The following is a 21,392-nucleotide window of genomic DNA, read 5'->3' as shown; positions in this document are numbered from 1 at the left end:
GCCGAAACACTAGCGGCAATCCCAGCGATGTCACGCCTTCTCGCTAATCCGCAAGAAATGGGAGGCCGCTCTCGATGACGACCCCCGACGGTGCTCGGGCTCGGGCGGGTGATGCTGATGTTTGAAGATCCGGCAGGAGGGCGTTGCGGCCATCGCTCACCCGTTCCCGGCTGCACTCCTCGTTTTGAGCACGAGGAAGGATGACGATTTCTAGGCCGTGGACACGAACTCGGTCCTCATCACGTACCCAGATCCAGCAGCACGAGAGCAAAAGGCAGCAGAGGCAAGCGCGTTGGATTGCAGTGGCGGGCCTTGCTCCCAGCCGGTTGATGCGTGCCTTCATGTTCTGCCGGCCCGGACGGCCAAAGCGCGGCCGAAGTCGAACCAGCATCGACGCTGGTCGTGATCCCGTTGCACGGTGAAGCAAGGACCTCCGATGGCAAGGTGTCCTTCGTAGCCGAATGGAGACTCTGCGCGCTATTCGAGCGCGGAAATTCGGCAGCGTGAACTCGTGCGCCGTGCGAAGAGTAGCGTTGGCCCCAGCCCGCAGATGATGGCGCCTGATGCCTGTCGCGCCTGAACGAAGAATGAGGGCCTTTTTTGCAAAGCCATCCCTCCCAATAGGTCACAATCAGGTCTACGCTCGTGTTGAGTGCGAGCGAAATGAGCCCAGGACGGTGAACTGCATGCTGACACTCCCAGATGGGTCGACGAGTTGCGGGATGAACACGAGAAAGCATGCGGCTGTCTTGGGGTTGAGCGCCTCTATGACGATGCCCTGGCGAAAAGCAGAATGCGCATCTGTCGTCTGCAATTCTATCGGATCGACGCTTGTCTCGCGCCACGCCTTAATCCCGAGCCAGATGAGATATAGGCCTCTGGCGATCTTTAGGAAGGTGAACGCTTCTGCGCTTGCGACAACACGGGCAGACAGACCGACGGTGCCGCCGAAAACGTGGACAAGCCCTCCGGTACCCAGGCCAACGCTCGATGCGAGCCCTTCACTTCTGCCGCCAGCAAGCGTGCGGGCCACAATATAGAAGAGACCCTGGCCCGGCGTGACCACCACAAACAATGCCACCACCAGGAACAAAAAGAACGTATGCGAGTTGAACATCGCTCTACCCATTATCGTTTCAACTGGCGTTAGCGGCGCCAATCTTCTTGCATGATGGCTAGACCCGTTTCACGCCCGAGCGCAATTGCAGAAAGCTCAGGACTGCAGCGGCCGTTTGGCTCGCTACAAAGCCATTTGTAACGCCGCCGGCCGGCCGCTGGACGGTTCTGGCTCATTTGCGCTCTTGTCGGAAGACGGAATGCACAGCCGACGCCTCGCAGGCCTTTGCGCCGACGAAAGCGGCGGCGCGTGACTGAGCGACCCAAGGCTTCGCGGTCATGGTTGTCCAACAGTCGGATGACCAGTTTCGGCTGCTCGAAGAAGGAATGCACGTCTTCTCTGAGAGATATTCCTACTGCCGCGTAGACGGCCTTGACCAGAACCAGAGGACGTCAATCTGGTACAGCAAGAATGCCGCAGACTGGCTCTATGGAAGGAACCAGTTCTAGCCTACATCGGTGTCATGAATGCTCCACAGCATAGGCCACCGAGATGAGCAATGAAAGCGCTCACCTGCACTCTGAAACAGCGATCGGCGCACCGGTTTACAAGACCTGGATGTGCGCGCTCTGCGGGGTTGTTTACAGCGAGCGGGAGGGATGGCCGGACGAGGGCATTCCGCCGGGCACTCGCTGGGAAGACGTCCCCGACGAGTGGATCTGCCCCGATTGCGGCGCAGACAAGAGTGAATTCCAGATGACTGAGGTCTGAACGAAATCCCGTTGATGCTGCGAGCAGCGTGCGCGGCATTCATCAATTGCCAGGGAGCTAGCATGTACGTCCCCCCACATTTCGCCGAGTCGCGCCCTGAGGCGCTTCACGATCTCATCAACAAAAATCCTCTCGGCATCCTCTTTACTAACGGGAAGAGCGGGCTCGACGCAAATCACCTGCCTTTCGAGTTGCATGCGAAGGAAGGGCAACAGGGCGTGCTTCATTCACATGTGGCTCGCGCAAATCCCATTTGGCAGGATATCGCGACGGGAAACGAGGTGCTGATCGTATTCCGCGCCGGGGATGCCTACATCGCGCCGAACTGGTATCCGAGCAAGGTCGAGTTCAAGAAGCAGGTCCCGTCCTGGAACTATATGGTGGCTCATGTGTACGGACGCGTGACAATCCGCGACGATGAGCGTTACGTTCGTGGCATGGTCGCGCGGCTGACGCGCATCCATGAGGCGAAGCAGGCCGATCCTTGGAAGATGACTGACAGCCCCAAGGACTACATCGATATGATGCTCAAGATGATCGTCGGAATCGAGATCGAGATCACACGACTCGTTGGCAAGTCGAAGCTTAGTCAGAATAAAGAGGTCCGGGACATTCTCGGTGCAGGGAACGCGCTCAAGGCCCAGGGCAAGGATGTGATCGGCGATGCAATGCTGGCCGCCGCTGTGGCCAAAGCGGAGCAGGCCTGACTCATATCCGACGGAGCGACATGCTCGGAGAAATCGTGGCGCAACGACCTACTTGTGATCCTCGGGTATGACGGGGCCAAACCCATCGGCGGCCCTGCGCAAGCATGGATAATCTCATTCGCCCTACGATCGTCTGCCGCTGGCGAAAGCTGTAGTTGGACTCAAAAACTGGAGATCAGTGCGCGTTCTTCCCGGCGCGCTGCGGAGCACCCAACCCAATGTTCAAGTTCGCGGCGAGCGCCGATTGCCGCGAAAGAGACCTGAGCGCGGCCATCCAAATATTATCTGGCAGTTTCCATCCGTGGGCGCTTGGACAGTTTGGCCTTTCTGTTCGCGCGGACCGATGCCTCAAGGACACCTTTCAGGCGGACTGCGGCCGCCTGCAATTCCGCGACGGAAAAGCCGCCGAAGCCGAGCATTAGACCGAACCGAGCAGGCGCATTTTGGTACATGGGCGAGATCGGTCGCACAACCAGCCCGGCCTTGTGTGCTTGCTCGGCAAGCTTGACGTCGTCGAGGCCGGCAGGAAGCCAAAGCACCAGGTGCATACCTTGGTCGCTGGGTTGGAGCGCTGTCCAGGACGGCAGCTCCGTCTCAATGGCGGAGATCAGGGCCACGCGCCGTTCTGCGTAAGCGCCCCGGATGCGCCGTATGTGAGCTTCGAAATAGCCCTCGCGCATATATTGCGCGAGCACATATTGATCGGCTGTCGGAGAATGGCGGTCAATAAGAGCACGGGCGCCCGCGAACGCATCCACCAGCGGAATGGGAACGATGGCGTATCCGATCCGCATGGATGAAAACAGCACTTTGCTCATCGTCCCGAGATAGACGACACGTGTAGGATCGAGTCCCTGCAGGGACGGAAATGGATGTCCCGCGTAGCGAAGTTCGCTGTCGTAATCGTCCTCGACAATCCAGGCATTGTTTTGACGGGCCCAGGACAGCAGAGCCGTGCGTCTCCCCATGCTCATCGGCATGCCGAGCGGATATTGATGCGATGGCGTAACGAACGCGACTCGAGCCTTCGGGCATCGGACGAGACCTCCGTGGACGTCGATGCCCTGCGCGTCGACGGGAATGCGAGAGGTCTGGACGTTGAAGTTTCCGAGAACCGCGACAATACCGGGATAGGCGGGGTCTTCCGCCCATACTGCGTCTCCGTCCGCAAGAAGAACGGTTGCAGCCAGAAAAAGACCCTGCTGCGTACCCGCCGTGATCACGACCTGGCCCGCCTCGCATTTCACTCCACGGGCTTTACGAACGTAGTCAGTAATCGCGAGCCGCAAATCAGGCAATCCTTTCGGGTCGATGTATCCCGACGGGGCAGCCACGCGCAGCGCTCGGACGCGATTACCGAGACGGCGCCACTTGTCATCCGGGGCGACCGCGCCTGCCGGATGAGCGATTGCAAATGGCGCCGTCCCTTGCGGCCGAAGAGCTTGCGCGACCTCTGCAAGACGGGCGACGTTCTCCCGCAACACAGGGCCGATCCGCGGCGGCGCAATGAATGCCTGCGGTGGGCTGACGAGTTCGCGACCGCCGTTGACGTTGGCGACGATCGTGCCGCCTCTGGCGCGCGCCTCGAGGTAGCCTTCCGCATGTAGCTGACCGAACGCCTCGATGACCGTACCCCTCGCGAGTTGAAGCGATGCCGCGAGGGCGCGGGTGGACGGCAGCCGTTCGCCCGGCTTCAACATCCCGTTTGATATCGCCTCGCGAAGTGCCTGTGTAAGTTGTTGTCCGACCCGGCCTGCGGCCTTGTCGAGAGAGCCCAGCGAGGGAATTGCGATGATGTTTCGGCGCCTTGCCATTGCCGTTCTGGTCTACCTGTCCGCTCGTACTTTGAAGTCCAGAATAGACCAACTCTGTGAGTCATTGAAAGAAATCGTCACATACCGCTCTACCGCTCGGTTTCGACATCCAACCCGCCGAGCAGCGATGGCCTTGCGGGTCAACGACCATTTCCCCACGACGTAGGTAGCTCGGCCCGAGGCCGTGGAAGATCGCCTCGTTGAATCGACGGGCTGAGCATCTTCGTTGTTGAGAGGCTATCCAGTTTCGAAGCCCGTCGAGAGTGTGAAATCCATCGGCCGCGTAGCAGCGGACGTCCGGAAGGAAAGCCTGCATCAATTCGGCGAGCGCATGTCCCGGATCGAGGTCCAAGCACCCTGCTGGCCCTCAGCTCTGCCAGGGCCTCCGGGGTCCCGACCGCTCGATGAGGCGCGCGAGCTGCAAAGTGAGCTTCACTGTTGCATCGCTTGCGGAGAAGATGCGCTCGCCGTCGCCTCCTGCGATCAGAATCCGCTGGCTTTCGATCGGCCTCGCGCCTGCTGGCGGCGAGCGCCTCTTGCAAGGGTTTGCGGGCGCGCGCGAGCCGTGACGTGCGGGAAGTGATCTCAATGCGTGTCTATATGTTGAAGGCGGCTGCGGCGCTCAGGCGCTACATCGATGATCGCCTTGTACAGATGGATCGGCGAGCATCAGCGATAGCTCCCTACCAGACCAATGAAGAATGCATGATCTGAGGTTCTCCGCAGGCGCGGACGCCCCCGCGGCGAGGGTTGCTGTTCGGCGCCAAGCAGAGGTTTGCCCTGAACCAAGCTCCAGCCAGACCTGCAGTTCATTGCGAGGAGCGGGCGTCTTCACCGTCGAGCTGAGCCAGCAGCCAGTCTGCAAACGCTCGTACGGCCGATCTTTGTCGGCTGGCGCGCGGATAGATGAGACGGTGACCGACGTAACTGATATCGGTCGCACGTCCCGCCAATGGGGCAACCAATCGCCCATTGGCCAGTTCAAGCTGGGCCAGGAGGGTTGATTCCAACGCCACTCCCAATCCCTCCGCAGCGGTCGCAATTGCAAGAAAGCTCCGATCGAACCTCATGCCGTGGAGCGCGGGGGCTTCCAATCCGTTGGCAGCGAACCATTGATGCCACTGCACCTGCTTCACGTCTGAGCGGATGAGCGTCTGATCGAGGAGATCAGCGGCCTTCCTTATCGATTTTGCGAGCGAGGGAGAGCAGAGCGGCGTGACCGTCTCCTCTGGTAGTGGAACAATCTCGACGCCTTCCGCGCGCGGCGGACCGTAGACGATGTCGATATCGAAATCATCGTTGCTGAAGCGCGCATAATCCGTGCTTGCGGCCAGTCGAACCTCGAGCTTCGGGTAAGCAGCGAGAAACTGCGCAAGCCGTGGCGCCAGCCATTGCGCAGCAAAACTTGGGGCGGAATGGACGCGCACCAGTTGTGGGCCGCGGGCGGCGACTTCTTCAAGCCCGCGGCGGAGCTGATCGAACGCCGCCCCGGTGTGACGCATCAGATTTTCGCCGGCTGGCGTGAGCCGCACAGATCGCGCGCTGCGCTCGAACAGAACGGTCCGAAGCGTGGCCTCCAGCTTGCGAATCGCGTGACTGACGGCGCTCGGCGTCAGGTGAAGCTCATTCGCCGCATCGCGAAACGATCCGGTCCGGGCTGCGGCTTCAAAGGCACGAATTGAGGATATCGGGATCTTCGAGAGCATTCGATAAGTGAACCAGGTTCATCGATCCGTGACAACTGCGCGTTTGTAGGGCCGGCCTCCGCAGGTCATTCCTAAATCCAGCAAGGAAGAACAATTTGCGGGAGGAATTGATGCTGCTCAGCGGTAAGACGGCAATCATTTCGGGCGCGGCCTCGCCGCGGGGCATCGGGCTCGCAACCGCCCGGCGGTTCGCCGCCGAGGGCGCTCGGGTGGCCATTCTGGATATCGACGCGGGCGCCGCGGCGGAAGCTGCGGCATCGCTTGGAAAGTCCCACATTGGACTGGCGTGCAACGTCGCCGACAAATCGTTCTGCGAACAGGCAGTCACCCGTGTGATCGAAACCTTCGCAGGCATCGATATCCTGATCAACAATGCCGGGATCACCCAGCCCGTCAAGTTCCTGGACATTTCGCCGGCCGATTGGGATCGAATTCAGGACGTCAATCTCAAGGGTATCCTGTTTCTGTCCCAGGCGGTGATCCCGCATATGCGCGCACGGAAGTCCGGGTCGATCGCGTGCATGTCGTCCGTCTCGGCCCAGCGCGGTGGTGGAATTTTTGGCGGGCCACACTACTCGGCTGCGAAAGCAGGGGTCCTTGGCCTCGCCAAGGCGATGGCGCGGGAGTTCGGCCCTGACGGGATTCGCGTCAACTGCGTTACGCCCGGCCTGATCGGCACGGATATTACGGCAGGCAAGCTGAATGATGAAATGAGAGCGAAAATTCTGGAAGGCATTCCGCTCAATCGCCTCGGCACGGCAGAAGATGTCGCCGGTATCTACACCTTCCTGGCCTCGGACCTATCTGCCTACGTCACGGGTGCCGTGATCGACGTCAACGGCGGCATGCTTATCCACTGAGCCAGCGAGATAAGGTCCAGATCGATGGAAACGCCCACCAATGCGCTTATCAACGCGCCCAAGCTAGCGGACCGCGCCTACAACATCCGCCGCAATGCGCTGCGCATGGGCGAAGTCCAGGGGCAGGGTTATATCGCGCAGGCGCTCGACATCTCCGATGTTCTCGCCGTGGCCTATTTCCACGCCATGCGTTACCGGCCTGAAGACCCGTCATGGGAGGGCCGGGACCGCTTTCTGCTCTCCAACGGACATTATGCCATCGCACTCTACGCAGCTTTGATCGAGGCGGGAATTGTCCCGGAGGAAGAACTCGAAACCTATGGCAGCGACGAGAGCCGCCTGCCGATGTCGGGCATGGCCTCCTACACGCCCGGAATGGAAATGTCGGGCGGATCGCTCGGACTTGGGCTGAGCATTGCCGTCGGCATGAGCCTAGGACTCAAGCGCAAGAGATCCGAGGCACAGGTATACACGTTGTTTTCCGATGGCGAACTCGACGAAGGCTCCGTCTGGGAAGCGATCCAGTCGGCAGGCCACTACAAGCTCGACAATCTGATCGGCATCGTCGACGTCAACAATCAGCAGGCGGATGGTCCTTCCACGCAGGTTATGGCCTTCGAGCCGCTGGTCGACAAGCTTCAGGCCTTCGGCTGGTTCGTGCAGCGGATCGACGGCAACGATCTCGATGCCGTACTTACCGCGTTCGACGCCGCCAAGTCCCATCCCGAGCCCAAGCCGAGGATGATCGTCGCCGACACTCTGATGGGGAAGGGCGTTCCTTTCCTGGAGCAGCGCGAGAAGAATCATTTCATCCGCGTCGAGCAGCACGAATGGCAGCTCGCGCTTGCCGCGCTGGAAGCTGGGAGGCAGGCATGAGGACCATCAGATCAGCACCGCAGCCGCGCAAGCCGCGCCTGACCACCTCCGCCATGATCGCATCGATCGCTTCTGAAAGACAGAAGACGAAACCGGCGCCGTTTGGACATGCGCTCGTCGAGCTCGCCCGCAGCCGCCTTGAGGTTGTCGGCATGACGGCCGATCTGGGCAAATACACCGATCTGCACATCTTCGCGAAGGAATTTCCGGACCGTTATTATCAGATGGGCATGGCCGAGCAGCTTCTGTTCGGCGCTGCGTCGGGCCTTGCCGCCGAAGGCTTCATGCCGTTCGCGACCACTTACGCCGTGTTCGCATCGCGACGGGCTTACGACTTCATACACCAGACGATCGCGGAGGAAGATCGCAACGTGAAGATCGTCTGCGCGCTGCCGGGGCTGACCTCGGGCTATGGCCCGAGCCATCAGGCCGCAGAAGATGTCGCCCTGTTTCGCGCGATGCCGAATATGACGGTCATCGATCCCTGCGATGCTCACGAAATCGAGCAGCTGGTGCCCGCCATCGCGGCCCATCACGGGCCTGTCTACACCCGCCTGCTGCGCGGCCAGGTGCCGCTCGTGCTGGACGAATATGATTACAAATTCGAGCTCGGCAGGGCCAAGCTGATTCGTGACGGGAAGGACGCCCTGGTCATCTCATCCGGCATCATGACCATGCGTGCGCTCGAGGCGGCGCAAACCTTGAAGGGCGACAGCATCGACACTGCGGTGCTGCATGTTCCAACCATCAAGCCGCTCGACACTGAGACGATCTTGCGTGAAGCCGGCAAATCGGGCCGTCTTGTCGTCGTTGCCGAGAACCACACGTCGATTGGCGGCCTTGGCGAGGCAATTGCCGCGGTTCTAATGCGTTCAGGCGTTCATCCGCGTTTCCGCCAGATCGCATTGCCGGACGAATTTCTTGACGCTGGCGCACTTCCGACACTGCACGACCGCTACGGGATTTCTACCGCAGAGGTCGCAAGGCAGATCAAGCAGTGGCTTGCACCGGCGCTAAGCGCCAATCCAGCCAAGTCCTTGTGAGGAGCTACACCCGTCGCATGTTGCGGCGGCGAGCGATGACTCTTGCCTACATGCCGGCGGTCGAGAGCGGGGAACCAAGAGACGCGAAAGCTGCACGCCAGCGCAGGCTGATGCTGTCGGCACCAACGTCAATGCAGGATCAGGAGGAAACATGATTGTCTCGAAGCCCGGAAGGATGAGCCGCCGTACGCTTTTGATGGCAGCCACGGCCGTACCTCTCTGCGGGATTCTTACTCGTCCGGCTTCCGCAGCCGAGTTCGTTTACAAGTTTGCGACCGGGCAGGATCCGACCCACCCCGTGAATATCCGGGCCCAAGAGGCGATCGACCGATCCGCGAAGCGACGAGCGAGGGCTGGAGATCAGGCTGTTTCCGGCCAATCAGCTCGGCTCCGACACCGAACTCCTGACCAGGTACGCAGCGGCGTGAGTTCTTCAACCAACCGTCCTCGATCCTTGCCACCCTGGTGCCGAGCGCGGGCATGCACCGTCTTCGCATTCGCCGATTACGACAGCGTGTGGAAGGCGATGGACGGCAAACTCGGCACCTAAGGAATTCCGGTCATTGCCCGTCACGACGACATGCTTCCTTTTGCGAGCTTTATTGTCCCGAGGATGCGCTTTGGGTCTCCCCTTTCGCGGATGAGAACCAGCCCGTCGTCGTCAAGACACTCAAGCGGACCGCGGCGATCGGCAGCTATCGCCGAGCTGTCGGCTGGACCCATGAGACGCGGGGTCGGCGCGGCATCGACAGGAGCTATCTACTTTTTGGTCAATGAGTTGGGCTGCCGCCGCGCCCTGCCCACTTAAGATGCATGCGTTCGCGGGCTTCGCGGCGACGCTGGCGCCGTTCGCGTCGGCGCTTCGCTCGCTCTGCCGGCAGCGGCAAGGATGGCACTGGTGGCCCGGCCGTTTCGACTGGCACCTTCTCGACCGGCTCGTGTTCGGTCCGGCGCGCCTCCATGGATTCGAGCACGGCTCGTCCCTTCACAGTAATCCTCCAGCCGCCGTTTTGACGCTCGACGAGGCCGTCCGAAAAAATGTCGAGCTCGGGTACGCGCGTTGCCATCCGCTTGGTGCGCTCGGCCCATTCCGGGCCGCTGGTCGCCAGGATGGCCATGTCGCGCTTGAGGTCCGCCATCACGGCGAATCCATCCGGATAACTCACCAGGATCTTCAAGACCGTGACCTGGAAATTCACTGCGCACCTCGCCTGATCAACGCCACATCCTCGGCGCTTGTGTCAGGGCTTTCCGGCCAATCTGCCGCAGCTCGTCCGGTGTCGTTTCGCCGGTCTTTGCGGTTTCGAGGATCTTGCAGGCCACATGGGTGCGAGCGCCCGTCTCGTCGCGGGCTAGCTTTTCGCAGACCTCGTCAAGTACCGCTCGCAATAGAGCGGTTGTAGCTTGTTCAAACATGGGTGCGCCCCTTGGAAAGCCCGATCCTACCGCAAGTCTTTCCATTTTGGGATTCACGAATGTGAACTAATGAACTCTGCCGCACTGCACACGACCTGCGCCTGCGCCCCTCCTGAAATCCTGCTCGAAACTGCGCCTGTCAAATCGGCCAGGCCGAGTTGCGGCTCACCTGCCCCTCACCGTGGGGCGAGGACAACGATACTCCGAGAAGCCGAACCGGCTTTGGAGCAGGCATCTCGTTTTGAAGCAGCGCGATCGAGAAGTGTTCGAGCTCGCTGTGGTTCGACTTCGCGATCGGCATGGACCTGCTGCGCGTGATGATGTCAAAATCGTTGACTTGAGCCTTCAGCGTGACTTTCCGGGCCCGCGCGGTCCTTGTCCTCCCAGTGCCGCCAGACCTTCTCGATCAGCGGGCCCAACTCGGTGGCCATTGCGTCGAAAGCGCTAAAGATCGGTTGAGGACGTATTCTCCGCACCAACCGACTTCCGGATCCGGTTCGCGCGGACCTCGCGGTGATCGATGCCCCTCGATATCCGGTAGTATTACGCGCCGGCCTTGCCGAAATTGGCTTGCAGAGTCGAGCGACTGATTGCGGACGTCGAGGCAGTGTACCGCCCGATAGCATTCATCTTGGCGCAAGTCGCCGGACCGATGCCGTGGGATTTGCTGACAGGGAGTGCCTCCACGAAGCCGGGGCTCATCTCCGGCGTGATGACGTACTGGCCGTTTGCCGCGCCAGGCTTTCTGCAGATACGCGCCGGCCGCGGAAACTCGCGTCCGAGGGGGCGCGCTAGCTCGCCCTGGTCAGTGCTCTGGAGCGGGACATCGCTGACGGTCGGCTGTCCGATGGAGACTGCCTTCCGCCGCACCTTGAACTGGCACGAGAGCTCGGCCTGTCCGTCGGCACCGTCAGCAAAGCCTATCAGAAGGCCGAACAACGCGGTATCAGCGGACATGTCGGGCAGGGCAGCTTCGTCCGGCGTCATTCGCCGCGCAGGCCGAGGTGGCCACGGCATGACATGAACCGGTCAATTTAGCGCTGAGCGTGCCCGGCCACGGAAGCGAAACGCAGGTCCTGTCCGCGTTGTTTGGCGAGGTGGTGCGCGAACCTGATCTTGCACTGTTGTTGGGCTACCATCCTCACGCTGGCCTTTCCCAGGAACGTGAAATCATCGCAGCCTCGCTCTCTGACAACGCCTTTACGGTCGCGCCGGCACAGCTGATTCTGTGCAACGACGCCCAGCACGCGATCGATGTCGCCCTGCGCTTCGTGGCAAAACCCGGCGACAGTGTCTTGGTGGGTGCTTTCACTTATCCCTGCTTCAAAGCCATCGCCGCGCCAGCCACCTTAATTTGGTGCCCGTGGACATGGATGAGGACCGAATCGACCCTGAGGCGCTGAAAAAGCCTGCCGGGCGTCCCGAGCGCGAGTGCTCTATTGCCTGCCGACGTTGCAGAGCCCCACGGCTCGTACGCTGAGTCTTGACCGCGGGGGCGCATCGGTGAATTCGCCGAGGAGCTCGATCTCGCCATCATAGAGATGACGTTTACCGCTTTTTCTTCCCCGAGCGTCCTGTGCCGATCGCCTCATTGGTGCCGGCCCTCTCCTTCTAAATCACGTCCTACTCCAAATACCTTGCGCCAGCCTTCAGGCTCGGGACAGTGACAGTCCCGCCGGCCTACATCGCTCAAACTCAGCTCCTCCTGCACGCCTGTGCCTGGTTTGTTGCTCAGGTGTTAGGCGAGACTGTGGTGCGGTTGATTGAGAGCGGAAAGCTGGAAGAACTTCTGCGTGAGCGGCGGCGTCAGGCGCACGAACGTTACGGGGTGCTCCTAGACTTTTTCCCAATGCCGCAAACTTCAGTTCTCAGCCTTCTACGGATAGTTGCAGTTGCCGCAAGAGTGGTCCGCAGATCGGTTTACGGCCGCTGCGCCAGGACGAGGCATACTTGTCCCCCCCCGCATCGCCTCAGCGGTGGGAAAGGGGGATCCTGGCGCCATTCGCATCTGTTTTGGCGCCCCCAGCGATCCTAAAGAACTGTCCGATATATTTCAGATACTTCGGGACATTATGGCTCGCCGGCCAGTAAACGTCGCTTCTCACGCGTAGGTGTCCGTCTTCGTTTCGGTACGCGTGGCGAATCCCTTCGCACGACAGCCCCTTTTCTTGGCTGCGACGATAGATCGGCTGCCATCAAGCCGGTGCTGCCGAACTAAAGAAGATCACCGATGGAAATTCTCGGCCAGGTCTCGGTCTGCCGAGCGGCTTTAATCTTCGCCGACCAAGCGTCGATGAGACTGTCGAGGACCAATCGTCCGTTGCCACGAGTATCCGGCCATTTCATCGTTGGTGTTCCCAGTGGCAGCGAGATCACCCCATGCGCCGCCGATAGCAGGGCGGTCGCGAGGCGCTCCGTCAGCCTTGGCGTCGCCTCCACCCCTAATTCGGAAAGATACTCCGCCATCGAGGTCACAAATAGCCCGTAGCCCTTTCGTGCGATCTCAGTTTCACCGAAATAAACCCCGTCGGGAAAACGCCTGTCCTCGACTGTGCCGGCCATCGAATAGAGCGATCGAAAATGATCGGGGTTGTTCACCCAATACTCGATATAGGCCTCCATGACACGCCGCAGCCGGACCTCACCGCTGGAATGAAGCGCGCGGACTTGGTCGAGCCGATCCGCCATTTCCTCGAGATTCCTCTCCTTCACTGCCAGCAGCAGCAGGATCTTGGTCGGAAAGTATTTGAGAACCGTACCCTTCGAGTAACCGAGCGCATCGGCGATCTTCTGGATCGAAACGGTTTCGAGTGTGCCGCTCGCGAACTCCTTTCGCGCTGTTTCCAGGATTCGAGCCTGCAACGCGCGCTTGTCAGCTTCTTGGCGTGCGCGCTTCTGAAAGCGTCGCATCCCCTTGGAGTTTCCTGATCTCTCGGCCGACATCCAATCTCCGCCCGGTCTGTCCTGGTCTGTCCTGCAGCTACATGGCTGTTATCACGAGCAAAAAACGCCACTCCATTCCTAGCTTGCCATCTTCTGAAATAAATGACTATAGTCAATTAAGTAGAAGCGACCAAACGGAGGCAAACAGTGGCAACTTCGGCACGCGAGTATGCCTGCAGCGATTTCGATCCGTTCGACTGGGACACTCGCATCGACCCCTATCCGGCCTATGCCGAGCTTCGTGCGAAGGCACCCGTCGTCAGGCTCGAGAAATACGGCATCTTCGCCGTGCCGCGTTTTGCCGAGATCAAGGCGGTCTTTGCTGACCATGTGAACTTCAGCAATGGCGGTGGTGCTGGCATCGTCAATTATTTCAAGGAGAAGCCGTGGCGTCCGCCGAGCATCGTCCTCGAAGCTGACCCACCGCTACATACACGCACCCGAAAGGTGCTAGCTCGGATCATGTCGCCGGGTGCCATGCGGGGCCTCGAGAACGGTTTCAAGGCCAAGGCCGCCGCGCTGGTCGACGAACTCATTGAAAAGAGATCATTCGACGCCGTCCGCGATCTTGCCGAAATATTTCCGGTGACTGTATTTCCGGATGCCCTGGGCATCGACAATGAGGGCCGTGAAAATTTTCTGACCTACGGCGCAATGGTGTTTGCCGGCATGGGGCCGGAGAACGATTATTTCCGAACTCTGATGGCCAAGGCACCTGAGGTTTTGCCTTGGGTTGCCGCGAAATGCCAACGGGACGCCTTGGCTCCCGGCAGTTTTGGCGCACAGGTCTACGAGGCCGCCGATAGCGGCGAAATTACCCATGACGAAGCGCCTCTGCTCGTCCGGTCCTTTCTTTCGGCGGGACTGGATACGACTATCAGTGCAACAGGCATGGCCCTCTTTAGTTTAGTCCGTCATCCGGAGCAGTGGGCCATTCTGGCCGCCAATCCTTCGCTGGCGCGCGGCGCGTTCGATGAGAGCCTGCGCTATGATTCCGCCGCACCTTACGTCTTTCGGACCACACCGCATGAAACCGAGATCGCAGGGGTGCCGATCGGTAAGCACGAGAAAGTATTGCTGCTGATTGGTTCTGCAAATCGCGACGAAACGCGGTGGGAGCAGCCCGACCAGTTCGACATCACCCGGCGCGTCTCGGGCCATATCGGCTTCGGCACCGGGATCCATGGCTGCGTGGGGCAAATGGTCGCGCGGCTCGAAGGCGAAGCCGTTCTGGCCGCCTTGGCGGCGAGCGTCGCATCAATCGAGATAACGGGCGAGCCGGTATACCGCGACAGCAGTGGATTGCGGGCCCTCAGCTCACTGCCGGTACGCGTTACGACGAAATAGCGCCAGCCCGGGCTCTTTGCGGCGGCTGTCATTGCCCGCCAGGACGGCTGGCGGACCTGCTTCCTTTGCGAGCTTATTGCCCGAAAGGTGTTGTCGTGCAAGCGCCGCTGCTTCTTCGACGTAGTTGCTATAGTTCAGCACGCCTTTCGCATGGAAGTTCGTTGAGCCGAGAAGGGATCTTGTTCTTGAAAAGGAGCTCCCAAGGGCCCGAAGGATCAACGATCGCCTTGATAACGTTTGCATCGAGAATCAACGCGGGCCCTCTATCAGCCTTGCGAAATACGCCATCGTCATCGTGGCGAACCCCAGGCAGGTCACCAGATCAATGCCGGCGGCGAGCAGCGCATCGCGCTGCAAGTCCGTGCTCTCGCCGTCGGAGTCCGACGACACGCATGTAGCCAACCAACATAGGCGGATACGCATCGGAAATAGGTTTCCGTATTGCAGCGCGTGGCGGCAGAGTTTTCCGCATATTTTTTGCGCCACCAAGCGTTTAATTTAGGACGCTACTACAAGATTCGGTAGTTGGCTAAAGCCACTTTGAGGCCCTAGGTTCCGGCCGCCGTCCCCGCCGATCATCATCATCGACGAACAGAAGCGAACGCAAGCGCACGTGAAGCCCGCACCGTCTGCCGGTCACCTTCCGCCCTTCCATCGCGTAGAGACTGAAGTGTCACCATGTCCGAACAACCCTTGCCGACGCTGCCGATGTGGCGCGTCGATCACATCGAGCCCTCGCCCAAGATGTTGGCGCTACGCGCCAACGGTCCGATCCACCGCGTGCGCTTCCCGTCCGGGCACGAAGGCTGGTGGGTGACAGGCTACGACGAGGCCAAGGCGGTGCTGTCCGACGCGGCGTTCCGGCCCGCGGGAATGCCGCCGGCGGCATTCACCCCGGATTCGGTAATTCTCGGTTCGCCGGGGTGGCTGGTCTCGCACGAGGGGGGCGAGCATGCCCGGTTGCGCACGATCGTGGCGCCAGCCTTCAACGACCGCAGGGTGAAGCTGCTCGCGCAGCAGGTCGAGGCGATCGCCGCGCAGTTGTTCGAGACGCTGGCGGCCCAGCCCCAGCCCGCCGACCTGCGGCGCCACCTCTCCTTTCCGCTTCCGGCCATGGTCATCAGCGCGCTGATGGGCGTGCTCTACGAGGATCACGCGTTTTTCGCCGGCCTGTCCGACGAGGTAATGACGCACCAGCATGAAAGCGGCCCGCGCAGCGCGTCGCGCCTGGCTTGGGAAGAACTGCGCGCCTACATTCGCAGCAAGATGCGGGACAAGCGCCAGGATCCGGGCGACAACCTGCTGACGGATTTGCTCGCGGCGGTCGACCAGGGCAAGGCGACCGAGGAAGAGGCGATCGGTCTGGCCGCGGGCATGCTGGTGGCGGGGCACGAGAGCACCGTCGCGCAGATCGAATTCGGCCTTCTGGCCATGTTCCGCCATCCGCAACAGCGCGAACGCCTGGTCGGCGATCCATCCCTGGTGGACACGGCGGTGGAGGAAATCCTACGCATGTACCCGGCGGGCGTGGGCTGGGACGGCATCATGCGCTATCCGAGGACCGACGTGACCATCGCGGGCGTGCATATTCCCGCGGAGAGCAAGGTGCTGGTCGGACTGCCTGCGACGTCGTTCGATCCGCGCCATTTCGACGACCCGCAAATCTTCGATATCGGGCGCGCCGAAAACCCGCACCTGGCGTTCTCCTACGGTCCGCACTACTGCCTCGGCATGGCGCTGGCCAGGCTGGAACTCAAAGTGGTGTTCGGTTCGATCTTCCAGCACTTTCCCGCGCTGCGCCTGGCCGTGGCGCCGGAAGAACTGAAGTTGCGCAAGGAGATCATCACTGGCGGGTTCGAAGAGTTGCCGGTGCTCTGGTGATGCGCGGACACCGCCGGGAATCGCGATCTTCTCCGCAATTTGCCGGCGCGCCTGGCGCGCGCCGTTCCGATCAGCAAGCCAACAGTTAACCAAGATGGACGTGCAAGAAACCACGGCAGCATGCCGGGACGCCTTCGCCGAACTGGCGTCGCCAGCGTGCATCCACGACCCGTATCCGTTCATGCGGTGGTTGCGCGAGCACGATCCGGTGCATCGCGCGGCGTCGGGCCTCTTTCTGTTGAGCCGCCACGGCGACATCTACTGGGCGCTCAAGGCCACGGGCGATGCGTTTAGGGGGCCGGCGCCGGGCGAACTGGCGCGCTATTTCCCGCGTGCAGCGACCAGCCTGTCGCTCAATCTGCTGGCGTCCACGCTGGCGATGAAGGACCCACCGACGCATACGCGTCTGCGCCGGCTGATCTCGCGCGATTTCACCATGCGCCAGATCGATGACCTGCGGCCGAGCATCGCGCGCATCGTCGCAGCGCGCCTGGACGGCATGGCGCCCGCGCTGGAGCGCGGGGAGACGGTGGACCTGCATCGGGAATTCGCGCTGGCCTTGCCCATGCTAATCTTCGCCGAACTGTTCGGCATGCCCCAAGACGACATGTTCGGGCTCGCCGCCGGCATCGGCGCCATTCTGGAAGGCCTAAGCCCGCACGCCAGCGATCCCCAGCTTGCCGCGGCGGACGCGGCCAGCGCCAGGGTGCAGGCCTACTTCGGCGACCTCATAGAGCGCAGGCGCACCGATCCCCGCCACGACATCGTGTCGATGCTGGTCGGCGCACACGAGGACGATGCCGACACGCTGTCGGATGCGGAGTTGATCAGCATGCTGTGGGGCATGCTGCTGGGCGGCTTCGCCACCACTGCCGCGACCATCGACCATGCGGTCCTGGCGATGCTGGCGTATCCCGAACAGCGGCACTGGCTGCAGGGAGACGTCGTGGGGGTGAAGGCATTCGTCGAAGAGGTCCTGCGCTGCGACGCGCCCGCCATGTTCAGCTCCATTCCGCGTATCGCCCAGCGCGACATCGAACTAGGCGGCGTGGTGATCCCGAAGAACGCGGACGTGCGCGTGCTGATCGCGGCCGGCAATCGCGACCCGGACGCCTTCGCCGACCCCGACCGCTTCGATCCCGCGCGGTTCTACGGCACCAGTCCTGGCATGTCGACCGACGGGAAGATCATGCTGAGCTTCGGCCACGGCATCCACTTCTGCCTCGGTGCGCAACTGGCCCGGGTGCAGTTGGCCGAGAGCCTGCAGCGGATCCAGGCGCGCTTCCCCACGCTGGCATTGGCCGAGCAGCCGAGCCGGGAGCCCTCCGCGTTCCTTAGGACGTTCCGCGCGTTGCCGGTGCGGCTGCATGAGCACGGGGACTGAGATGCGCGTCGTGGTCGACCAGGATATGTGCGGAACCACCGGGCAGTGCGTGCTGACGCTGCCGGGCACCTTTCGCCAGCGCGAACCGGACGGCGTGGCCGAAGTGTGCGTGGCGACGGTCCCGCAGGCGCTGCACGCCGCCGTGCGGCTCGCGGCCAGCCAATGCCCGGTCGCCGCCATTAGGGTCATCGAAAGCGACGCTGGCGATGACGAGCGCGCCAGCGCCGACCCTGCGCCTTCTCCGGCCGAGGCCGAGCGGCATGCCGCGAAAGACCAACGCAATCGACGAGGACACGATGGGACGGTTTGAAGGCAAGGTGGCCGTGGTAACCGGCGCCGGCGCCGGTATCGGCAAGGCATGCGCCCTCGCTATCGCGCGCGAGGGCGGCAGAGTGGTGGTGGCCGACATTGACGGCGCGGCGGCCATCGCCTGCACCGCGCAGATCGCGGCCGAAGCGGGCCACGCGCTGGCCCTGGCGATGGACATCGCCGATGCGCAGGCGGTGGCAGCGCTGTTCGAGACGGCGGAGCGGCACTTCGGTGGGGTCGACCTGCTGGTGAACAACGCGAGCGCCATGCATCTGACCCCGCGCGACCGCGCGATCCTCGACCTGGATCTGGCGGTCTGGGACCAGACCATGGCGACCAATCTGCGCGGCACCCTGCTCTGCTGCCGGCAGGCCATCCCACCGATGATCGCCCGCGGCGGTGGCGCGATCGTCAACATGTCGTCATGCCAGGGGCTCAGCGGTGACACCGCGCAGACGTCCTACGCCGCGTCGAAGGCGGCGATGAACATGCTGTCGGCCTCGCTCGCCACCCAATACGGTCATGCGCGGATCCGCTGCAACGCGGTTGCGCCGGGTCTCATCATGACCGAGCGTCTCCTCGCCAAGCTGGACGAGGGCATGCAACGGCATCTGCGCCGGCACCAGCTCCTGCCGCGCGTCGGCCGTCCCGAGGACGTCGCCGCGCTGGTGGCGTTCCTGCTTTCCGAGGATGCTGCGTTCATCACCGGCCAGGTCGTGTGCATTGACGGCGGCATGCTGGCGCATGTGCCGACGTACGCCGACGGTGGCAACAGCCGCGCCGCGCGGCCTGCCGGCAACACCGCCGAAGCGGCTGCGGCGCCGCGCTGCTGATGGACATGCTGCTCAACCCGCTGGCGCGTCGGCACCGGCTGCGGTACGACATCCCGATCGTGCCCGGCGCTTTCCCCCTGGTCGGGCATCTTCCCGCCATCGTCTGCGACCTGCCGCGCCTGCTGCGGCGCGCGGAACGGATGCTGGGCAGCCACTTCTGGCTGGATTTCGGCCCTGCCGGACACCTGATGACCTGCGTGCATCCGGACGCGTTCGCGCTGCTCCGGCACAAGGACGTGTCCTCGGTGCTGATCGAAGAGATCGCGCCCGAATTACTTGGCGGAACGTTGGTCGCCCAGGACGGCGGCGCGCACCGGCAGGCGCGCGATGCGATCAAGGCGGCGTTCCTGCCCAAAGGGCTGACTCAGGCCGGCATCGGCGACCTGTTCGCGCCCGTCATCTGGGCGCGGGTGCAGGCGTGGCGTGACCGCGGCGACGTAACCATCCTGCGCGAAACCGGCGACCTGATGCTCAAACTCATCTTCAGCCTCATGGGTATCCCCGCGCAGGACTTGCCAGGATGGCATCGCAAGTACCGGCAACTGCTGCAGTTGATCGTCGCGCCCCCGGTCGACCTGCCCGGGCTGCCCTTGCGGCGGGGCCGCGCCGCCCGCGACTGGATCGACGCGCAGTTGCGCCAGTTCGTCCGCGACGCGCGCGCGCATGCCGCGCGCACCGGGTTGATCAACGACATGGTAAGCGCCTTCGATCGCAGCGACGATGCGCTCTCCGATGACGTCCTGGTCGCCAATATCCGCTTGCTGCTGCTTGCCGGTCACGACACCACCGCCTCGACGATGGCCTGGATGGTGATCGAGCTGGCGCGGCAGCCTGTGCTGTGGGACGCCCTGGTCGAGGAGGCGCAACGCGTGGGCGCGGTGCCGACCCGGCACGCGGACCTGGCGCAGTGTCCGGTCGCTGAGGCCCTGTTCCGCGAGACGCTGCGCGTGCATCCGACGACCACGCTCCTGCCGCGTCGGGCGCTGCAGGAATTGCAACTCGGCCAACGGCGCATTCCCGCGGGCACCCATCTGTGCATCCCGCTGCTGCATTTCTCGACCTCGGCGCTGCTGCACGAGGCGCCTGATCAGTTCCGCCTGGCGCGGTGGCTGCAACGCACGGAGCCGATCCGGCCGGTGGACATGCTGCAGTTCGGTACCGGCCCACACGTCTGCATGGGCTACCACTTGGTGTGGCTCGAACTGGTGCAGTTCTGCATCGCTTTGGCGCTGACCATGCACAAGGCCGGGGTGCGGCCGCGGTTGCTGAGCGGCGTCGAAAAAGGCCGGCGTTATTACCCGACCGCACATCCGTCCATGAAAATCCGCATCGGATTCTCATGAGCTGGCATCGCTTGCGCCTGTGTGGCGAGGCAGCGACGCCGGCAACACCGCGGCGGCCCGCTCTGGCCGTCTCCTGTCAGGTACAAGGACATGAACAGCATGCAGACCGGTTCCACGCTACACGACGACCGAACTGGCGTTTCCGCGCTCGGCGGATTGGGCGCGCAGGCGCGCGGCGCTTCCGGCAGGCTGATGCCTGAGATCTGGATGGAGGACGGCGCAAAAGGGGTCGAACAAGCGCTCGCGCGTCGTCTCTGCGTCGAAGACAAGGGTGAGACCGAGCTGATCGCGGCAATGCGCTACGCCACCTTGCATGGCGGGAAGCGCACCCGCGCCTTGCTCTGTCTGGCTGCCGGCACACTGGCCGACACGCCGGTGCACATGCTCGACGACGTCGGCGCCGCGATCGAGATGATGCACGCCTGTACCCTGGTCCACGACGACCTGCCCGCGATGGACAACGACGTGCTTCGCCGCGGCCTTCCGACCGTGCATGTCAAGTTCGGCGAAGCCACCGCGATCCTGGTCGGCGACGCGCTGCAGGCGCACGCCTTCCTGACCCTGGCGAGCCTGGATGCGCCGGGCGACAATCCTATCGCGCTCGTGCGCGAACTGGCGCAGGCGGTGTCCGCCGAGGGTGCCGCAGGCGGGCAGGCCATCGATCTGTCGCTGGTCGGAAAGCACGTCGAGCTGGACAGGATCGTCGCGATGCACCGGATGAAGAGCGGAGCGCTAGTGCGCGCGTCCGTTCGCATGGGCGCGCTATTCGCCATCGCGGAGGATGCCGCGCACGCTGCGCTGTACTGTGCGCTCGATCGCTACAGCGCCTGTTTCGGCCTGGCGTTGCAGGTGGTCGATGACATTCTCGATGCGACGGCGGATACCGCGGCGCTGGGCAAGACCCCCGGCAAGGACGCGGCGGCGCAGAAGCCGACCTGCGCGTCGATCATGGGGCTGCAGGCTGCGCGCCAGTTCGCGCTCGATCTATTGCGCGACGCCGGAGAGGCCATCGTCCCGCTGGGGCCGCGTGCGGAACGGTTGGGGCAGATGCTGCAGCGGGCCAACGCGCACCTGTTCAAGCACGCGCCATGCGCATGAGCGC

22 protein-coding genes are annotated in these 21,392 nt (G+C 62.6%); 14 read left to right on the top strand and 8 right to left on the bottom strand.

The features are described from left to right. Positions 1-637: 637 nt before the first annotated feature. A complete protein-coding gene (locus QRQ56_RS27000) occupies positions 638-1,117 on the bottom strand; it encodes a LysE family translocator (protein ID WP_317245104.1) in 480 nt (159 codons plus the stop codon). Positions 1,118-1,609: 492 nt separating this feature from the next. On the opposite strand from QRQ56_RS27000, the gene QRQ56_RS26995 reads away from it, so the two are divergent. Both QRQ56_RS26995 and QRQ56_RS26990 read left to right on the top strand, forming a co-directional pair. Beyond that, on the top strand, positions 1,610-1,828 hold the full coding sequence (locus QRQ56_RS26995; protein ID WP_085357752.1) for a rubredoxin: 219 nt from the start codon (positions 1,610-1,612) through the stop codon (positions 1,826-1,828). Between the two features lie 62 nt (positions 1,829-1,890). Next, entirely contained in the window at positions 1,891-2,535 is a 645-nt protein-coding gene (locus tag QRQ56_RS26990) for an FMN-binding negative transcriptional regulator (protein ID WP_007600163.1), read from the top strand. Positions 2,536-2,816: 281 nt separating this feature from the next. Here QRQ56_RS26990 and QRQ56_RS26985 read toward each other — a convergent pair whose 3' ends face one another. Both QRQ56_RS26985 and QRQ56_RS26980 read right to left on the bottom strand, forming a co-directional pair. Continuing rightward, on the bottom strand, positions 2,817-4,349 hold the full coding sequence (locus tag QRQ56_RS26985) for a PLP-dependent aminotransferase family protein (RefSeq protein ID WP_438744186.1): 1,533 nt from the start codon (positions 4,347-4,349) through the stop codon (positions 2,817-2,819). Between the two features lie 809 nt (positions 4,350-5,158). After that, the gene (locus tag QRQ56_RS26980; RefSeq protein ID WP_007600164.1) at positions 5,159-6,055 is read right to left on the bottom strand and encodes a LysR substrate-binding domain-containing protein; all 897 of its coding nucleotides are present in this window, start codon (positions 6,053-6,055) and stop codon (positions 5,159-5,161) included. Between the two features lie 110 nt (positions 6,056-6,165). Here QRQ56_RS26980 and QRQ56_RS26975 point away from each other — a divergent pair, with 110 nt between their 5' ends. From QRQ56_RS26975 to QRQ56_RS26965, 3 genes are read left to right on the top strand one after another with little or no spacing between them, the layout of a single operon-like run. After that, entirely contained in the window at positions 6,166-6,915 is a 750-nt protein-coding gene (locus QRQ56_RS26975; protein ID WP_317246468.1) for an SDR family NAD(P)-dependent oxidoreductase, read from the top strand. A gap of 24 nt (positions 6,916-6,939) precedes the next feature. Then, positions 6,940-7,791, top strand: a complete 852-nt coding sequence (locus QRQ56_RS26970) for a transketolase (protein ID WP_317245102.1) — start codon at positions 6,940-6,942, stop codon at positions 7,789-7,791. Further along, a complete protein-coding gene (locus tag QRQ56_RS26965; RefSeq protein ID WP_317245101.1) occupies positions 7,788-8,834 on the top strand; it encodes a transketolase family protein in 1,047 nt (348 codons plus the stop codon). The genes QRQ56_RS26970 and QRQ56_RS26965 overlap by 4 nt, the downstream gene beginning before the upstream one ends. A 770-nt stretch (positions 8,835-9,604) precedes the next feature. On the opposite strand, the gene QRQ56_RS26960 is transcribed toward QRQ56_RS26965, so the two are convergent. The 3 genes from QRQ56_RS26960 to QRQ56_RS26950 all read right to left on the bottom strand — a co-directional run bounded on the left by QRQ56_RS26960 (position 9,605) and on the right by QRQ56_RS26950 (position 10,569). Continuing rightward, the gene (locus QRQ56_RS26960; RefSeq protein ID WP_007600175.1) at positions 9,605-10,033 is read right to left on the bottom strand and encodes a hypothetical protein; all 429 of its coding nucleotides are present in this window, start codon (positions 10,031-10,033) and stop codon (positions 9,605-9,607) included. Between the two features lie 16 nt (positions 10,034-10,049). Next, positions 10,050-10,250 carry a hypothetical protein gene (locus QRQ56_RS26955; RefSeq protein ID WP_317245100.1) on the bottom strand — a complete coding sequence of 67 codons (201 nt, stop codon included), beginning with the start codon at positions 10,248-10,250 and terminating at the stop codon, positions 10,050-10,052. A 139-nt stretch (positions 10,251-10,389) separates the two neighbouring features. Next, a complete protein-coding gene (locus QRQ56_RS26950; protein WP_438744287.1) occupies positions 10,390-10,569 on the bottom strand; it encodes a hypothetical protein in 180 nt (59 codons plus the stop codon). 482 nt (positions 10,570-11,051) lie between these two features. On the opposite strand from QRQ56_RS26950, the gene QRQ56_RS26945 reads away from it, so the two are divergent. Then, the gene (locus tag QRQ56_RS26945; RefSeq protein WP_438744286.1) at positions 11,052-11,288 is read left to right on the top strand and encodes a GntR family transcriptional regulator; all 237 of its coding nucleotides are present in this window, start codon (positions 11,052-11,054) and stop codon (positions 11,286-11,288) included. 8 nt (positions 11,289-11,296) lie between these two features. Then, a complete protein-coding gene (locus QRQ56_RS26940) occupies positions 11,297-11,653 on the top strand; it encodes an aminotransferase class I/II-fold pyridoxal phosphate-dependent enzyme (protein WP_245285983.1) in 357 nt (118 codons plus the stop codon). 811 nt (positions 11,654-12,464) lie between these two features. Here the strand turns inward: QRQ56_RS26940 and QRQ56_RS26935 are convergent. Next, positions 12,465-13,193, bottom strand: coding sequence for a TetR/AcrR family transcriptional regulator (locus QRQ56_RS26935; RefSeq protein WP_007600176.1), 729 nt, complete (start codon positions 13,191-13,193; stop codon positions 12,465-12,467). Positions 13,194-13,340: 147 nt separating this feature from the next. Between QRQ56_RS26935 and QRQ56_RS26930 the strand changes: the two genes are divergently transcribed. Beyond that, on the top strand, positions 13,341-14,540 hold the full coding sequence (locus tag QRQ56_RS26930) for a cytochrome P450 (RefSeq protein WP_007600177.1): 1,200 nt from the start codon (positions 13,341-13,343) through the stop codon (positions 14,538-14,540). Between the two features lie 249 nt (positions 14,541-14,789). Here the strand turns inward: QRQ56_RS26930 and QRQ56_RS26925 are convergent, their stop codons facing one another. Continuing rightward, on the bottom strand, positions 14,790-14,930 hold the full coding sequence (locus QRQ56_RS26925) for a hypothetical protein (RefSeq protein ID WP_231189001.1): 141 nt from the start codon (positions 14,928-14,930) through the stop codon (positions 14,790-14,792). Positions 14,931-15,218: 288 nt separating this feature from the next. Here QRQ56_RS26925 and QRQ56_RS26920 point away from each other — a divergent pair, with 288 nt between their 5' ends. The 6 genes from QRQ56_RS26920 (at position 15,219) to QRQ56_RS26895 (ending at position 21,388) form a co-directional block, all read left to right on the top strand. Beyond that, a complete protein-coding gene (locus QRQ56_RS26920; protein ID WP_317245096.1) occupies positions 15,219-16,421 on the top strand; it encodes a cytochrome P450 in 1,203 nt (400 codons plus the stop codon). Positions 16,422-16,515: 94 nt separating this feature from the next. Beyond that, positions 16,516-17,805 carry a cytochrome P450 gene (locus QRQ56_RS26915; RefSeq protein ID WP_438744180.1) on the top strand — a complete coding sequence of 430 codons (1,290 nt, stop codon included), beginning with the start codon at positions 16,516-16,518 and terminating at the stop codon, positions 17,803-17,805. 1 nt (position 17,806) lies between these two features. Further along, positions 17,807-18,115: a ferredoxin gene (locus QRQ56_RS26910; RefSeq protein ID WP_438744178.1), complete on the top strand. Its 309-nt coding sequence runs from the start codon at positions 17,807-17,809 to the stop codon at positions 18,113-18,115. Continuing rightward, positions 18,102-18,947, top strand: coding sequence for an SDR family oxidoreductase (locus tag QRQ56_RS26905; RefSeq protein WP_438744284.1), 846 nt, complete (start codon positions 18,102-18,104; stop codon positions 18,945-18,947). The genes QRQ56_RS26910 and QRQ56_RS26905 overlap by 14 nt, the downstream gene beginning before the upstream one ends. Then, positions 18,947-20,290, top strand: coding sequence for a cytochrome P450 (locus QRQ56_RS26900; RefSeq protein WP_438744176.1), 1,344 nt, complete (start codon positions 18,947-18,949; stop codon positions 20,288-20,290). Before QRQ56_RS26905 ends, QRQ56_RS26900 begins: the two co-directional genes overlap by 1 nt. A 99-nt stretch (positions 20,291-20,389) precedes the next feature. Continuing rightward, the gene (locus QRQ56_RS26895) at positions 20,390-21,388 is read left to right on the top strand and encodes a polyprenyl synthetase family protein (RefSeq protein ID WP_438744283.1); all 999 of its coding nucleotides are present in this window, start codon (positions 20,390-20,392) and stop codon (positions 21,386-21,388) included. Positions 21,389-21,392 lie beyond the last annotated feature (4 nt).

Origin of the sequence: Bradyrhizobium sp. U531 (genome assembly GCF_051710265.1) — a bacterium.
Classification (GTDB): Bacteria; Pseudomonadota; Alphaproteobacteria; order Rhizobiales; family Xanthobacteraceae; genus Bradyrhizobium.
The sequence above is the reverse complement of the archived record's forward strand: the minus strand, read 5'-3'. Positions and strand labels throughout refer to the sequence as shown.